At 59.7% G+C, this 15,564-nt stretch carries 12 protein-coding genes; all 12 read left to right on the plus strand.

Going from position 1 to position 15,564, the window contains the following annotated elements; genetic code table 11:
* Positions 1–355 precede the first annotated feature (355 nt).
* The 12 genes from tssB to OHL22_RS20160 all read left to right on the plus strand — a co-directional run bounded on the left by tssB (position 356) and on the right by OHL22_RS20160 (position 15,564).
* A complete protein-coding gene (gene tssB / locus OHL22_RS20105; protein WP_263341348.1) occupies positions 356–874 on the plus strand; it encodes a type VI secretion system contractile sheath small subunit in 519 nt (172 codons plus the stop codon).
* On the plus strand, positions 867–2,354 hold the full coding sequence (gene tssC, locus OHL22_RS20110; RefSeq protein ID WP_263341350.1) for a type VI secretion system contractile sheath large subunit: 1,488 nt from the start codon (positions 867–869) through the stop codon (positions 2,352–2,354). Before tssB ends, tssC begins: the two co-directional genes overlap by 8 nt.
* A 91-nt stretch (positions 2,355–2,445) precedes the next feature.
* Positions 2,446–2,925: an Hcp family type VI secretion system effector gene (locus OHL22_RS20115; protein WP_263341352.1), complete on the plus strand. Its 480-nt coding sequence runs from the start codon at positions 2,446–2,448 to the stop codon at positions 2,923–2,925.
* Between the two features lie 141 nt (positions 2,926–3,066).
* Positions 3,067–3,813 (plus strand): type VI secretion system accessory protein TagJ, encoded by a 747-nt coding sequence (locus OHL22_RS20120; protein WP_263341354.1) that lies wholly within the window; start codon positions 3,067–3,069, stop codon positions 3,811–3,813.
* A gap of 30 nt (positions 3,814–3,843) precedes the next feature.
* Positions 3,844–5,661, plus strand: coding sequence for a type VI secretion system protein TssA (gene tssA, locus OHL22_RS20125; RefSeq protein ID WP_263341356.1), 1,818 nt, complete (start codon positions 3,844–3,846; stop codon positions 5,659–5,661).
* Positions 5,662–5,858: 197 nt separating this feature from the next.
* Entirely contained in the window at positions 5,859–6,362 is a 504-nt protein-coding gene (gene tssE / locus OHL22_RS20130) for a type VI secretion system baseplate subunit TssE (protein ID WP_263341357.1), read from the plus strand.
* 27 nt (positions 6,363–6,389) lie between these two features.
* Positions 6,390–8,231, plus strand: coding sequence for a type VI secretion system baseplate subunit TssF (gene tssF, locus OHL22_RS20135; protein WP_263341359.1), 1,842 nt, complete (start codon positions 6,390–6,392; stop codon positions 8,229–8,231).
* Positions 8,195–9,322 (plus strand): type VI secretion system baseplate subunit TssG, encoded by a 1,128-nt coding sequence (tssG, locus tag OHL22_RS20140; protein ID WP_263341361.1) that lies wholly within the window; start codon positions 8,195–8,197, stop codon positions 9,320–9,322. The genes tssF and tssG overlap by 37 nt, the downstream gene beginning before the upstream one ends.
* Before the next feature lie 26 nt (positions 9,323–9,348).
* Positions 9,349–12,066: a type VI secretion system ATPase TssH gene (gene tssH, locus OHL22_RS20145; RefSeq protein WP_263341362.1), complete on the plus strand. Its 2,718-nt coding sequence runs from the start codon at positions 9,349–9,351 to the stop codon at positions 12,064–12,066.
* Positions 12,067–12,692: 626 nt separating this feature from the next.
* Positions 12,693–14,249 carry a DUF6861 domain-containing protein gene (locus tag OHL22_RS20150; RefSeq protein ID WP_263341363.1) on the plus strand — a complete coding sequence of 519 codons (1,557 nt, stop codon included), beginning with the start codon at positions 12,693–12,695 and terminating at the stop codon, positions 14,247–14,249.
* Between the two features lie 23 nt (positions 14,250–14,272).
* The gene (locus OHL22_RS20155) at positions 14,273–15,043 is read left to right on the plus strand and encodes an immunity 49 family protein (protein ID WP_263341364.1); all 771 of its coding nucleotides are present in this window, start codon (positions 14,273–14,275) and stop codon (positions 15,041–15,043) included.
* A gap of 56 nt (positions 15,044–15,099) precedes the next feature.
* Positions 15,100–15,564: a hypothetical protein gene (locus tag OHL22_RS20160; protein ID WP_263341365.1), complete on the plus strand. Its 465-nt coding sequence runs from the start codon at positions 15,100–15,102 to the stop codon at positions 15,562–15,564.

Here is a 15,564-nt window from a genome sequence, read left to right on the forward strand (position 1 = left end):
AGCCAAGCCCGAAAACTATAAGTTCCATGCGCCTCAAATGCCGCTCCTACTCCATTCCACATATGGGCTGACGATCTGCATTTCGTGTTATCTCGTTCCGCTGGTAACAGTACGAAAAGAAATTATCTTGACCCACCCATAGGCGTGTGCTATCACGAATAGGCACAAGAACACGACTGGCTTGACCGCTGGTTTGCGGTCTCTGTTGCACACGCATCTTCTTCGGTTTGCCCGGGGGCTGATCACCGAAGAAGCATTTTCTCCTGTTCGTATTTAGCACACCGTTCTTCGTTACCGCCGAAGGATGCATGTAACGTTCGGCGATTCCCCATCACTCTCCATCGAGGAAGGAAGCATGGCTAGACAAAGCGCTCAACATAAATTGGACCGGGTACGACCGCCCAGAGTGCAGATCACTTATGACGTCGAAGTTGGTGGCGCCATCGAAATTAAAGAACTGCCCTTCGTAGTCGGCGTCCTGGGTGATTTCACCGGAAATCCCGAACAGCCTCTCCCCAAGCTCAAAGAACGCAAGTTCGTCGAGGTCAACCCCGACAACTTCGATACAGTCCTTGAGGGCATGAAGCCCCATCTCTCCTTCGCCGTCGAAAACAAGCTGAGCGACGATCCCAACGCAGCCAACCTCAAGGTCGATCTCAAGTTCCGCAAGTTCGACGACTTCGAGCCCGGCAACGTCGCCAAGCAGGTTAAGCCGCTCAAGGAGCTTCTCGACCTCCGCACGCGTCTCTCCGATCTCCGCGGCTCGCTTCAGGGCAATGACAAGCTCGAAGAGTTGCTGCTAGAGGCTGTCGGCAACACCGAAAAACTCGACAAGCTCAAGGGCGAGATCGGCGATGGAGGCTCCAATGGCTGATACAGCAGTAAATCCTCAAGGAGCAGCGGCAGCCGTCGAGACAACCGAAGGCAGCCTTCTCGATCAGATTGTCCAGGAAGGCCGTTTCGGCGCCGACGCTGCGGCGCGCGATCGCGGCAAGGACCTCGTCAAGGAATTCGTTGCCCAGGTTCTCGATGGCTCCATGACCATCGCCAAAGATGCCGAGATGATGATCAACGCGCGCATCGCGCAGATCGATCATCTGCTCTCCATCCAACTCAACGAGATCCTCCACCACCCCAGCTTCCAGAAGCTCGAGGGCTCGTGGCGAGGTCTCAAGTACCTCATGGACAGCAGCGAAACCGGCACCTCGCTGAAGATCCGCGTCTTCAACGCCACCAAGAAAGAGCTCCTGCGCGACATCGAAAAAGCGCCTGAGTTCGATCAGAGCGCTCTCTTCAAGAAAATCTACGAAGAAGAATACGGCGTCTTCGGCGGCGCGCCCTTCGGCGCTCTCGTCGGCGATTACGAATTCGGTAAGCATCCTGAAGATATGGCGCTGCTCGAAGGCGTCTCCCATATCGCCGCTCAGGCTCATGCTCCTTTCGTCAGCGCAGCCGCGCCCGATCTCTTTAACCTCGAGGGCTATGGACAGCTCGACGCCCCTCGCGACCTGGCAAAGATCTTCGACTCCACCGAGTACGCCAAGTGGAAGTCCTTCCGCCAGAGCGAAGACTCGCGCTACGTCGCTCTCACCCTGCCTCGCACCCTGGGCCGCCTGCCTTACGGCGCCGAGACCAAGCCCATCGATGAGTTCCGCTACGAGGAGCACGTCGACGGCACCGATCACTCCAAATATCTTTGGACCAACGCAGCCTATTCGCTCGCTTCCAAGATGACCCAGTCCTTCTCGCTCTATGGCATGTGCGTTGCCATGCGTGGCGTTGAGGGCGGCGGTCTCGTCGAAGGTCTGCCTGTCCACAACTTCACCACTGACGACGGCGATATCGCCCTCAAGTGCCCCACCGAGGTACCCATCACCGACCGTCGCGAAAAGGAACTCGCGGATCTCGGTTTTGTGCCGCTGGTTCACTGCAAAGGCACCGACTATGCTGCCTTCTTCAGCGTGCAGAGTGCACAAAAAGCCAAGACCTACGACACCGACTCGGCAAATGCCAACGCGCGTCTCTCCACGCAGCTTCCGTACATCATGGCAGTCTCCCGTTTCGCTCATTACCTCAAGGCCATGATGCGAGACAAAATCGGCAGCTTCATGTCGCGTGAAGAAGCTGATCGCTTCCTCAACCGCTGGATCACGAAGTACGTCACACCTGATGATTCGGCTTCACCGGCAACCAAGGCCCAGCGCCCACTGCGCGAAGCGCGTATCGACGTCACCGAGGTTCCAGGCAAGCCTGGATGCTATCGTGCCGTCGCATTCTTGCGGCCTCACTTCCAGCTCGATGAGCTGACCGTTTCGCTTCGCCTGGTTGCTGAACTTCCAGCTCCGGCCAAGTAATTCGACCTTCGCACTCCCCGGGACTCAGGGCCGCATGTTCCTGCCGTCCTCAATCGACAGCTTTTGAACGAATGCCTCAAGGAGATCGAACATGGCAGTCAATGCGTATCTTATGATCGATGGCCGGCCTGGTCCCAGCACCAGCAAAACCAATGCCATCGATATTCTGTCCTTCAGCTTCGGCGCCAGCATGCAGCACACCATCGGCGTCGGCTCGTCCGGTGGCGAGTCCCGCTCCGGACGCGCAAACCTCACCGACCTGAGCATCATGAAGGTTCTCGACAAGACCTCGCCGCTGCTCTTCGATGATTGCGTTACCGGCAACGTCCTGACCAAGGTCGAGCTCTTCTACGACAAGCCCATGGGCGACCAGCAGGAAGACTACTTCAAGATCGAGCTCGACAACGCGCTGATCACCTCGATCTCGCTCTCCGGCTCAAGTGAGAATCCCATGGAGTCGGTCAGCTTCGCCTTCAACAAGGTCAAGGTCAGCTACAACCCCGAGACCGACGGCAAGCTCGCCGGATTCATCGACAAGGGCTTCGACCTGCTCACCATCAAACCCTGGTAGTACTCTCTGCTCTGGACGCCTTCGTCGCGGCCAGGCAGAAGTTCACGCCATATCAGTACGACAGGTGGCGATTTCCCTCGGGAAATCGCCACTTGCTGTGTATTCATTTTCGTCATCCTTCAAAGGAGCAATGCGCGTCCGGTGGCTATCACTCCGAAACAACTCTTCGATGCCGGCAAAGTGCGCGAGACCGAAAAGGCTCTCACCGCCCATTTGCGTGACAAACCCTCCGATACAGCCGCGCGTACATTTCTCTTCGAGCTTCTCTGCTTCTCCGGTGAATACGCCCGCGCCGAAAAGCATCTTGCCATCCTCGCCGATGGCCACCCCGACAAAGAGACCGGCGCCATCGTTTATTACGCTGCTCTCCACGCGGAAAAGACCCGCCACGAGTTATTCGAAAAGCAGGCCTTTCCAACCGATTCCCCGAAATCTCCAGCCGGTGAGCTGAACGGCAAGCCCTTCCAGGAGATTCGCGACGCCGATCCTGACATCGGCGCACGCCTCGAAATCTATGCCGCCGGAGCCTATCTCTGGCTTCCCTTCGAGCATGTGGCAGACCTCGAAATGGGCCCTCCGGAGCGCCTGCGCGATACTCTCTGGACTCCTGCAATCGTTCAGACCGCTGCATCCTTCCAGGGCAAGGACCTCGGCGAAGTCCTCATCCCCGCCATCTACCCGTTCTCCTGGAAAGATCCCGACGAGCAGGTCTGGCTCGGCCGCCTCACCACATGGCTCGCAGATGACGAAGGCAACGAATACCCATCCGGCCAGAAGATGCTGATTGTCGATGGCGAAGAAGTGCCTTTCCTCGAAGTGCGTACTCTTAAATTCTTCCACCCGGATACACCACAGCAACCGGCCGCTGAAGAAGCCGGCGAACAATGATGCATACACTTGATCGGGGTCTTATAGCCAATGCCTCTTCGTGAAGACATTCTCACGCCTATTCCTGGGGACAATCCCAGCGGCATCGACCTGCGTTACGACAACAAGCTCCTCGTTCACGACAAGATCAAAGAAGCCCGCCGCCAGGACGATGACCTCGCCCAGGGCGAGTGGCAAGCCGAGCGGAAGATTGCGAACTTTCCCCTCGTAGTCAAGCTCGCCCAGGAGACCCTCGCCACTTCCTCCAAGGATCTTCAGCTCGCCGCCTGGCTCACCGAAGCTCTCCTGCAGACCGAAAAATTCCCCGGCCTGCATCAGGGTCTCGATCTTACATTCAAGCTCCTCAATGACTTTTGGGACACCATCTACCCTGTCCTCGAAGAGGACGACAAAGAGCTCCGCGCACGCCCCCTTAACTGGATCGGCACCCAGCTCGACCTGCCCATTCGCAACGCTCCTATCACCAACGCCGGCTACTCCTGGCTCATCTACAAAGACTCGCGCCAGATTGGCTACGACGAAGTCCAGCGCCCGGACAAGGATAAGAAAGCACGCGAAGCTCTGATAGCAGGCGGCAGAGTCTCCGCCGATATCTTCGACAAATCCTTCAACGAAACCCCCAAAGCCTTCTACGCCCAGACCGAAAAAGAGATCGACGCCTCACTCGCCATCGTCGTCGAAATGGAAACCTACTGCGACGAAAGGCTGGAAGACGATTCCCCATCCTTCGGCAAGCTCAAGACAGCTCTCACTGAGGTCCGTCAGACCATTCATCAGCTTCTCGAAAAGAAGCGCGAAAAAGAGCCCGATCCAGTCGAAGAAGTCCCTATAGAAGCCTCTGCGGAAGGTGCAGAAGGCGCGCCCGTCGAGGGTCAGGAAGGCGCCGCGACAACCACCACATCCTTCGCCGTCTCCATGACCGCCGAGCCCGCGGACCGCCGTCAGGCCGTCGGCAGCATCCTCGCCGCCGCGCAGTTCCTGCGCAAGCGCGAGCCCCTCAGTCCCGCGCCCTATCTGCTTCTGCGCGGCCTTCGCTGGGGTGAGCTGCGTGCCGCCGGACCACTCGCAGGCAACAACATTCTCGAAGCCCCGACTACCGAGCTCCGCCAGCAGATCAAGCGTCTCGCCATCGCCAAGCGCTGGGCCGATCTCCTCGAAGCCGGCGAACAGGCCATGGCCCACCCCGGCAGTCGCGCATGGCTCGACCTGCAACGTCTCTCGGTCGCCGCCTGCAACGCTCTCGGCCCCGACTACGAGCCCATCGCCAAGGCCATTCAATCCGAGCTGCGCGCTCTGCTTAACGATCTTCCCGATCTGCTCGACGCCACGCTCCTCGACGACACACCCGCTGCCAATCCTGAAACCAAAGCCTGGCTGCAAGGCCTCTCCGAGCCCATCGTGCATCCAGCCTCAGAAGACGCCGAAACTCCCGCGGCAGCTCCTGCACCCATCAATGGCATCCCCACCTGGCTCAAGTCGGCCACCGACGCCTACTCGCTCGCCAAGGACGCTCTCGCCGCAGGCCAGGAAGAAAAAGCCTTCGCCATCATGCGCGCCGAAATCGCCCGCCAGCGCTCCGGCCGTCGCCGCTTCCGCCGCACCATGCAGATGGTCGAGCTCGCCGTCACCGCAGGCAAAGATGCTCTCGCCCAGCCGCTGCTTGAAGACATCTCCGCCATGATCGAAAACCACAAGCTCGACGCCTGGGAAGATCCCGAACAGGTCGCCTCGGACCTCATCAAGCTCATGCGCCACAGCAAGAAGATTCAGGGCAACGCCGGCGACAAGCAGAAGCTCTTCGAGCGCATCTGCCGCCTCGATCCCGTCCAGGCTCTCAATGTCGGATAAGAAACAGGAATCGAAGGTAGGCGGGGGTTTTAACCCCCGCATAAACCGCAACCACACAAACGGGGCTTTAGCCCCAGGGGCAATCTCTACTTTACCGGGGTGCCCCAGGTCTCGATTCTGAGACCTGGGCAACCACAACGGCCCACATCTCCACATATCCGTTTGCGGATGCTTCAGGATCAGGAAAGCGCTAAGTAATGGCCAGAAGCCAGGGCGAAACCACCATCACTATCTCGGTCCTCGACCGGCTCATCGATCTTGAGCCTTCGAACACCGTAGAGAATCCCCTCAGCCGCGCGCAATCCGTCCGCGTGCTCAAGGCCGCCGTGCGCCGCGACCTGGAGTGGCTTCTCAATTCACGCCGCATCGCCGACCCGCCCGACGAAGAGCTCAAGGAAACCAACCGCTCCGTCTACGTCTACGGCCTGCCCGATCTCTCCGCGCTCACCATGGCCTCTTCGGCTGACCGCAACCGGCTCGTCAAATCCATCATGAGCACCATCAATCTCTTCGAGCCGCGCCTGGCCAACGTCCGCCTCGTCATGGTCGAGTCGCCCGACGCAGGCAAGAAAGACGTGCGCCTCCGCATCGAAGCCATGCTCCGTATGGACCCGGTCCCCGAGCCCATCTCCTTTGATACCGTCATCGAGCTCAAGAGCGGCAACTGCCTCCTTACCGGCGGCGATGAAGGAGCACGCTGATGCCTGCCTCCCGCACAGGAGTTCCCCATGCGCGATGAGATGCTCCTCTTCTACGAGCGCGAGCTCGATTACATGCGCAAGTCCGCCGCGCAGTTCGCCGAGAAACACCCCAAGGTCGCCTCGCGCCTCGTCCTTGAGCCCACCAAGTGCGAAGACCCGCATGTCGAGCGCCTTCTGGAAGCCTTCGCCTTTCTCACCGCGCGCATTCATCTCAAAATGGAGGATGAGTTTCCCGAAATCACCGAAGCTCTCCTCACCGTCATCTATCCGCAGCTCGTCCGCCCCTTGCCTTCCATGTCCGTCGTCGAGTTCCAGCTCGACCCCGAAAAAGGCAAGCTCGCCAGCGGCCTCAAGATCGACCGCAGTACCCCGCTCTACTCCAAGCCCGTACAGGGCATGCCCTGCACCTTTCGCACCTGCTACGACACCACACTCTGGCCCATCACCGTCTCTGCAGCCGAACTCAGCGCGCCCAGCCGCCTCAAGCCCGCCGTTAAAACCAGCGATTCCGCATGGGCCATCCGCCTTGAGCTCCGCTGCGCCCGAGACATCACCTTCGTTGGCCTCCAGCCCGACAAGCTCCGCTTCTATCTCGATGGCGAAAGCGGCCTCGTCAACATCCTCTACGAGCTCCTCTTCAGCCGCGTCAATCGCATCCTCGTCCGCGATCTCACTGAAGGCTCGCGTCTCGCCCCCATCACCCTGCCCACCTCCGCTCTTAGCGCTGTAGGCTTCGGCCCCGACGAAGGTTTGTTTCCCTATCCTTCCTCATCCTTCGCTGGACATCGCCTCCTGCTCGAATACTTCGCCTTCCCCGAGAAATTTTTCTTCATTGATCTCGCCGGACTCGACCAGGCTGGTGCAGCAGGCTTCAAAGACGCCCTCGAAGTCATCTTTCTCATCTCCGATGTCGAGAGCGATGGCCGCCTCCAGCGCCTTGAGCTTGAGTTATCCAAAAAGACCTTCCGCCTCGGTTGCTCACCGGTTGTCAATCTCTTCACCCAGGTCGCCGAACCCATCCAGCTTAACCAGCGCAAGTACGAATACTCCATCGCTCCCGATGTCCGCCGTCCCTACGCCATGGAGGTCTTCTCCGTCGACGAAGTCGGAGCCATCAACTCCGCCAACCAGAAGATCACCACCTACGAGCCCTTCTACTCGCTCCGCCACTCCGCGCGCAAAGAAGACCGCCCCTGCTTCTGGCTCGCTCGCCGCCGCGCCTCCAACCGCCCCAACGACGATGGCACCGACCTCTATCTCTCCCTCGTCGATCTCTCCATGTCCACCGTCCATCCCGACGCCACAGTACTCTCCGTCCGGACCACCTGCACCAACCGTGATCTGCCCTCGCGTCTCCCCTTTGGCAATCAGGACAGTGATTTCGAAATGGAAGGCGCAGCCGCTATGCGCCGCATCGTCGCCCTGCGCAAACCAACGCCCACCGTCCGCCCCGCGCTCGGCAAAAGCACTCTCTGGCGTCTCGTCTCGCACCTCTCCATCAATTACCTCTCGCTCGTCGAGGAAGGCAAGACATCGCTGCAGGAGATCCTTCGCCTCTACGATGTAGGCCGTACCGCCTACTCACAAAACGTCATTCAGAGCATCCTCAACATCCGCAGCAGCCGCCACTTCACGCGCCTCATCTCACCCGAAGGCGTCAGCTTCGCCCGTGGCATCAAGATCGATCTCGAGCTCGACGAAGATCAGTTCACCGGCTCGGGAGCCTTTCTCTTCGCCAGCGTCCTCGACCGCTTCTTCGGCCTCTGCGCCTCGCTCAACAGCTTCACGCGGCTGCGCGTCACCACTCCTCAAAGAAAGGAGGCGCTGCACGAATGGGAACCGAGAGCTGGCCGCAAGCTGCTGATCTAAGCAATCAATTCGATTCGGATCCAGGGACAGGCAATCCCCTTGATGCCTCCGTTGATAGCGAGTACGAGCACAAGTTTGAGCCCGCTCCTGCCATCGACACCTCGCTCCGCGAGCTCATCGAGTCCGAGCTCTCGCAGGACGCGCCTTCGTTCGAATTCTTTCAGGCGGTAGCTCTACTGCAGCGCATGCGTCCCGACACGCGCCCCGTCGGGCACTTCTACAATCCCGCCACCGAAACCCTGCGCTTCCGCGCGAATCAGCGCCTCGGCTTCCCCGCCAGTCAGATTCAGCAGCTCAATCTCTCCAGCTCCGGCCCCGCTGACATGATGGTCAACTTCATGGGCCTCACCGGCCCCGAAGGCGTCCTTCCCTACACCTACAGCGAACTCATCCTTGAGCGCGCCCGCGCCAAAGACCACAGCCTCGCCGCCTTCCTTGACATCTTCAACAACCGCGCCATCGCGCTCTTCTATCGCGCCTGGCAAAAGTCGCGCTTCCCCGTCACCTACGGTGGCGCGCACGATCTCTTCAGCCAATACCTTCTCGATCTGCTCGGTCTCGGTACCGCCGGCCTGCGCGATCGCCAGCAGATCGAAGACGAGGCCCTCCAGCACTACATCTCGCTCATCGCCATGCAGGCCCGCTCCGCCGTGGCTCTCGAACAGGTCATCGGCGATTATTTCGAGGTCCCGGTCGAGATCGAGCAGTTCACCGGCTCCTGGTACTCCATCGATCCCTCCACGCAATGCGAAATGCTCGACGAAGAATCTCCCTCCATCGAGCTCGGCAATGGAGCCATCGTCGGCGACGCCATCTGGGATCGCCAGGGCCGCGTCCGCATCCGCATCGGTCCGCTCTCTCTCGAACGCTACAACGACTTCCTTCCCGGAGGCAGCGGCTATGACGCCGTGCGCGCCATCACCCGCTTCTTCGGCAACGACACCCTCGACTTCGAACTGCAGCTCGTCCTCGACCGCAGCGAAGCCCCCATCATCGAGCTCGAAGGCAGTGCCATTCGCCTGGGCTGGGTCTCCTGGCTCAAAACCAAACGTCTCGCCGCTGACCCCGACGACACAATACTTGCTCTTTAACTTCGGTTCTCTCAAGAGGAACAATCATGGGACTCAATCTGAAATCGCTTATCGGCAAGCTCAACGACACGACTCGCGGCACTCTCGAATCCGCCGCCGGGCTTTGTCTCTCCCGCACCCACTACGACATCGAGATCGAGCACTTCCTCACCAAGCTCCTCGATAACTCTTCCGGCGACCTGGCCGCCATCGTCAAGCATTTCGAAATCGACAAATCCCGCTTCACCGGTGAGCTCGCCCGATCCATGGACAAGCTCAAATCCGGCAACGCGCGCACTCCTGCCATCAGTCCCACCGTCCTCAAGATGCTCACCACCGCGTGGACCATCGGCTCCATCGACTTCAACGCCGGCCAGGTCCGCACCGGATTCGCCATCCTCGCCCTCGCATCCGACGAAGAGCTCGCGCGCCTCATGCGCGACGTCAGCAAAGAGTTCCAGAAGATCAACGCCGACGGCCTCAAAAAAGACTTCATGGGCATCGTCGCGCTCTCCAACGAAACCACCACTTCTGGCGCATCTATCGGCGCTGGCGGCGCGCCCGGTGAAGCCCCCAAACCCGGCAGCGGCAAGACACCCAACCTCGACGCCTACACCATTGACCTCACCGGCAACGCGAAGAAGGGCAAGATCGATCCCGTCCTCGGCCGCGACTCCGAGATCCGTCAGGTCGTCGACATCCTCACCCGCCGCCGCCAGAACAACCCCATCCTCACCGGCGAAGCTGGCGTAGGCAAAACCGCCGTCGTCGAAGGCTTCGCTCTCCGCGTAGCTCAGGGCGATGTTCCCCCGCCGCTCAAGAACGTCAAGGTTCACACTCTCGACCTTGCGCTTCTACAAGCAGGCGCAGGCGTCAAAGGTGAATTCGAAAACCGCCTCAAGGGCCTCATCGAAGAAGTCAAAGCCTCACCCACGCCCATCATCCTCTTCATCGATGAAGCCCACACCATGATCGGAGCCGGAGGCCAGGCCGGACAGAACGACGCCGCCAACCTCCTCAAGCCTGCATTAGCCCGTGGCGAGCTTCGCACCATCGCCGCCACCACTTGGTCCGAGTACAAGAAGTACTTCGAAAAAGACGCAGCTCTTGCCCGCCGCTTCCAGGTCGTCAAGGTCGAAGAGCCCACCGAACATCAGTGCATGATCATGATGCGCGGACTGGTCGCCTCGCTCGAAAAGCACCACAAAGTCCGCATCCTCGATGACGCTGTGAACGCCAGTGTCCGCCTCTCGCACCGCTACCTCGCCGGCCGTCAGCTTCCCGACAAGGCCGTCAGCATCCTCGACACTGCATGCGCCCGTCTCTCGCTTGGCCAGAACTCCACCCCTCCTGCCATTGAAGACCTCACCCGCACCATCGACGCTCTCGAAGTCCAAACCGGCATCCTCAATCGCGAAGAGATCGTCGGCGCCGACCATCAGGAAAAGCTGGCCGAGATCGCCAAGCAGAAGGCCGCCGCCGAAGAAAACCTGAAGACCCTTCAAGCCCGCTTCGACAAAGAGCGCGAACTGGTTACCAAGATTCGCGAACTCCGTGACAAACTCGAAGCCGCGCACAAAAAGGCCGCAGCGCCAGCAGCCGAAACTCCGGCAGCAGCCGCACCCGCTGAAGCTGCTCCCGCTCCAGCTGAAGGCGCACCCGCGGAAGCCGCCGCAGCGCCAATCGACCCCAAGACCGAGCTGCGCGCCCTGGAAACCGAGCTCTACGCCCTGCAAGGCGAAACCGGCCTGATCCAGGTCTGCGTCGACGCCCAGATCGTCGGCGAAGTCCTCTCCGCGTGGACCGGCATCCCCGTCGGCAAAATGCTCAAGGACGAAATCACCACCGTCCTCGAGCTTCAGAACCATCTCGCCAAGCGCGTCATCGGTCAGGATCACGCCATGGAGATCATCAGCCAGCGCGTCCAGACCTCGCGCGCCTCGCTCGACGATCCCAACAAGCCTGTCGGCGTCTTCATGCTCGTCGGCCCCAGCGGCGTGGGCAAAACCGAAACCGCCCTCGCCCTCAGCGATCTCCTCTACGGCGGCGAACACAATCTCATCACCATTAACATGTCCGAGTTCCAGGAGTCGCACACCGTCTCCACCCTTAAGGGCTCGCCTCCGGGATACGTGGGCTACGGCGAAGGCGGCGTCTTGACCGAAGCCGTGCGCCGTCGTCCCTACTCCGTTGTCCTTCTCGACGAAGTCGAAAAGGCCCATCCCGACGTCCTCGAGCTCTTCTTCCAGGTCTTCGACAAGGGCAACATGGAAGATGGCGAAGGCCGCTCCATCAACTTTAAGAACAACATCATCATCCTCACCACCAACGCCTGCACCGATGAGCTCATGAAGCTGGTCGCCGACCCGGAAACCATGCCCAGCGCGCGCGGCCTCATCGACGCCATCAAGCCCGGTCTCAACAAGGTCTTCAAGCCGGCCTTCCTGGGACGCATGGTCATCATCCCCTACTACCCGGTGCGCGACGAGGCATTGAAACAGATCATCCGCCTCAAGCTCGGCAAGATCCAGCGCCGTCTTAAGGAGAACCACAAAGTCGCGCTCACCTACGACGACGCCTTCCTCACCGAAGTCGCCAGCCGCTGCACTGAAGTCGAAAGCGGCGCGCGCAACGTCGACAACATCCTCACCAACTCCCTGCTGCCCGACATCTCTCGCAAGATCCTCGGCAGCATGGCCGAAGGCGAAAAAATGTCCACCATCGCCGTCACCGTAAGCGAAGACGGAGCCTTCGCCTACAACTGACAAGCAACAACCGCGATGCAGGATTAAACCGTCGAAACCACCACAAATCGGGGTGCCCCAGGTCTCGATCTTGAGACCTGGGTACCACAAAACCTCACCGCTTCGGCTTTTGTTCTTGCTTTTCTGTCTGTCATCCCCGCAGGGGATCTGTTTTTTGTTCGCATCACCATGAATCCGGGTGCCCCATCCTTTCCACGTCTTCTGTGGAAAGGGTGGGTACCACAAACGCCCGCAGCGTCGGCTTTTGTTCTTGCTTTTCTGTCTGTCATCCCCGCAGGGGATCTGCTTTTTGTTCGCATCACCACAAATCCGGGTACCCATCCTTTCCACGTCTTCTGTGGAAAGGGTGGGTACCACAAACCCCAGCAGCACCACAGAAGCACTTTAGGAAGGGAGCAAGAAGGCTTTACCCTCTGAAATTGCTGAAAGCCACCGTTTTGAAAGGGCACGAGTTTACTCGTGCCATAAGAGCCGCAAATAAACGCGGCTTTAGCCGCTGAGGGATGTATTGCAACACTGCCGGACTTCATCAGCAATCCGAGGGACCTCTAACCCCTGAAAACAGGCTGAAGAATCAGGGTCTTCAGGCCCGGCTCATCAGCAATCCGCGACGCAAAAGGTACATCATGGGAGCAGCGCGCCCCGCAGGACCCACCTGCGGATCAAACAACCCGGCAGACATCAACGACGGCACGCTCTGCCGCGCCCAATCTCCTGCGCCCGCTTCCACCGGATGGGACTGGTTCTCGTCCAGCATCTCTTCAACCATCTCTTCGACCGCCTCCTCCATCTCGAACGCCTACGATTCCGCCTATAGCACTGCCACCGCCGACTACGCCGCCACCAAGACAAAGCTCCAATCCATGTATAGCTCGGCCGGTCAGTATCTCCGGTCCGACTACGATGGCGCTCGCTGCCTCTATCAGGCCGCCACACGCGCCATCGATCTCGCCCCCGCCGCCGTCTACGAGGAAACTGGCTACGAGTTGAAGGCAGTCCTCAAAGGCCTGCTCCCCGGCCTTGTCCAGATGATCGTCATCCTCGGCGTCACCACCTTCCTGGGCGCAGCCATCGGCGGCATCGTTGGCTTCTTCTTTGGCGGAGTCGGTGCCGCACCCGGAGCAGCCGTCGGTGGCGACCTGGGCTTCGACATCGGCATGGCCGTTCTCACCTGGCTCGGCCTCGCCTTCCTCGTCGAATCCATCGCCTCCGGCTTCGTCGAGCTTCTTCACACCCTCAAGAGCGGCGTAGAAACCGCGTGGGCCGCGCGCAAGCTCACTGGCAAAGCCGAAGAAAATCAGGTCGAGCGCGCCGCGCACCTCTTCGCCTCCTGCGTCGCCATTCTCGTCCGCCTTATTCTCCAGGGCATCGTCGCGTACCTTCTCAAGAAAGCCGCGGTTGGCGCAACGCGCTCCGCAGTAGCCACCGCGCGCATGACCCAGGCTCAGGGAGCATCCGCGGTCGCTGAAGCCAACCTCGCCGAGCTTCTCGGCAAGCTCCGCGCCAGCAAACTCGGCGACGGCTTCGCCGACTGGGTCGAGAAAAACTGGCGCAATCTCACAGAAAATCCAAAACTCAAGCCCAAAGTCGCCGAGACTGCAGGCGGAGCTGGTGGCAAGCTAGCCGAGCTGCAGGAAGAGGGCGCAGCCCGCCGTGATCAGTCCTACGACGACATCGCCGACTACAAGCAGAAGTACCAGGAAAAAGAACAAGAGGCCCGCGAGGCCGGAGAAAACCGCAGGGCCGGCGGCTTCAAATCCAAAGTCACCGAAGCCATCGGCGAAGACGAATCCACGCAGTACATGCAGAACAACTATCCTGACTACGTTATGGATCAGGGATTCAGCCCCGGCACAGGTTTCGATCAGGTCTACACCCAATACGACGCTGCAGGAAATCCCACCGGGATGATGATCGTCGAGGCCAAAGGCCCCGGCGCATCGCTCTCCACCAACGCAGCCAAAGGCCCGCAGATGAGCCAGGAATGGGTGCAAAACACCGTCACCGAAATGACCAACTCCAGCGACCCCGCCACCCAGGCCCTCGGCCAGCGTCTGCAGAATGCACTCGATACCGGAGACCCTCCTGTGACCGGCAAAGTCATTCAAGCCCAGCCCGGAGGGGGAGCGCAGGAAATTCCTCTTCCACCAGGCCCCGTCTACAATGGGGGGCAATACAACTAATCCCGAACTCATAGGCCCGAGATATGCCATTAAAGCTCAACAAAATCGAAAGCAACGTTGTCGCCGGAAACGTCGCCAACAATCGCACCCGGCTCCAGAGCTTCCTCACTGCCGACAGCGCCTCACCCATGTGCTCCGATCCCATCCGCTACGCACGACGCCTCTCCGATGCAGCCGTCGAGTTAGGCCTGGGGCTTTACCAGCAGGAAGGCTCACCCGAAGAGATCCGTCACAGCTTCGATCTCGCTGGCTCCTATCTCTGCTCCATCCTCCTGATGAACCAGCCCAACGCCGCACTCTCCCCACTTGAATTCGAAAAAGCGCTCGCACTCGCCGATTGCTTCTCACAACCATCTGTCCTGGCCGGCATTGCCTCCGTCCCATTCACGAAATTCTTCTCCGACGCCCAGGCTCTCGCCTTCTACGCGCTCATGGCCCGTCAGCTCGACCTCATCCGCGCCTTCATCACCACAGGCCACTTTGACCAGGCAGCAGCGCAGCAGCTCGAATCAGCCTGCACGCAAAACAACGCCGATCGCTTCGACGCCGTCGTCACGCTCGCCAAGCTGCGCGCGCTCAAAGCCGTCAGCACAGGCGACGAGGCAACCTTCAACGCATCCATTGAAACTCTCATAAAAGATCACGAAGATCAGGCGCTGCACGGCGAGAATCAGCGTTCTACCCGCGCCTTCATCTGCTTCCCCGCTCTCATGTTCGTTCACCTCGGCGCCGCGCGTAATCTTGCCTGCACGGTCCAGTCGCCGTATCTTCCCATACAGCTTCTCAACAGATAACAGCTTGCTCGTAGATAACAACTTACCCGCAGGTAACAATTTGCTCATAGGCAACAATGGATAACCAGAACTTCTACGTCGTCGAACCCGCTCAGATGCGATTTGCTTATCAGGATCTCCCTCTGCAGACGCGTCGCAATCGCCTCGGTGAGCTCGTGCGAGCTCGCGGAGCGCGCTGGGCCAGTGTTCGCGCTCGTGGAAAAATCTTCATGTCCATCGTCCAGCGCCTCGACCGGTACATCGGAGCCGAAGAAGAGCTGCTCAATTCCGCCTTCGAAAACTCCCCATCGCAAATCTTGCCCATCGGATTCTCCGGCGATTACGATCCCCTCTTCGGTTACTACGAGCCGGATCGCGTGCAACGCTACGATCAGCTCCTGCACAAAATCCCAAATGCCGTCATTCAAAACTGGGAAGACGGCCCCAACGGAGAATCCGTTGGACAAGTCATCTACGCATTTCGTTCCACCTTTGCCGAGGCTGCCCGCCGCAAGCAAGCTGTTGCCATCGAACACTGTTGA

Source organism: Acidicapsa dinghuensis (genome assembly GCF_025685685.1).
Lineage (GTDB): Bacteria > Acidobacteriota > Terriglobia > Terriglobales > Acidobacteriaceae > Acidicapsa > Acidicapsa dinghuensis.

Excerpts from the sequence above, each read along its gene's own strand:
- OHL22_RS20160 (WP_263341365.1), top strand. The coding sequence starts at position 15,100 with ATGGATAACCAGAACTTCTACGTCGTCGAACCCGCTCAGATGCGATTT.
- tssF (WP_263341359.1), top strand. The coding sequence starts at position 6,390 with ATGCGCGATGAGATGCTCCTCTTCTACGAGCGCGAGCTCGATTACATG.
- tssA (WP_263341356.1), top strand. The coding sequence starts at position 3,844 with ATGCCTCTTCGTGAAGACATTCTCACGCCTATTCCTGGGGACAATCCC.
- tssG (WP_263341361.1), top strand. The coding sequence starts at position 8,195 with ATGGGAACCGAGAGCTGGCCGCAAGCTGCTGATCTAAGCAATCAATTC.
- OHL22_RS20115 (WP_263341352.1), top strand. The coding sequence starts at position 2,446 with ATGGCAGTCAATGCGTATCTTATGATCGATGGCCGGCCTGGTCCCAGC.
- tssH (WP_263341362.1), top strand. The coding sequence starts at position 9,349 with ATGGGACTCAATCTGAAATCGCTTATCGGCAAGCTCAACGACACGACT.
- OHL22_RS20155 (WP_263341364.1), top strand. The coding sequence starts at position 14,273 with ATGCCATTAAAGCTCAACAAAATCGAAAGCAACGTTGTCGCCGGAAAC.
- OHL22_RS20150 (WP_263341363.1), top strand. The coding sequence starts at position 12,693 with ATGGGAGCAGCGCGCCCCGCAGGACCCACCTGCGGATCAAACAACCCG.
- tssC (WP_263341350.1), top strand. The coding sequence starts at position 867 with ATGGCTGATACAGCAGTAAATCCTCAAGGAGCAGCGGCAGCCGTCGAG.
- tssB (WP_263341348.1), top strand. The coding sequence starts at position 356 with ATGGCTAGACAAAGCGCTCAACATAAATTGGACCGGGTACGACCGCCC.
- tssE (WP_263341357.1), top strand. The coding sequence starts at position 5,859 with ATGGCCAGAAGCCAGGGCGAAACCACCATCACTATCTCGGTCCTCGAC.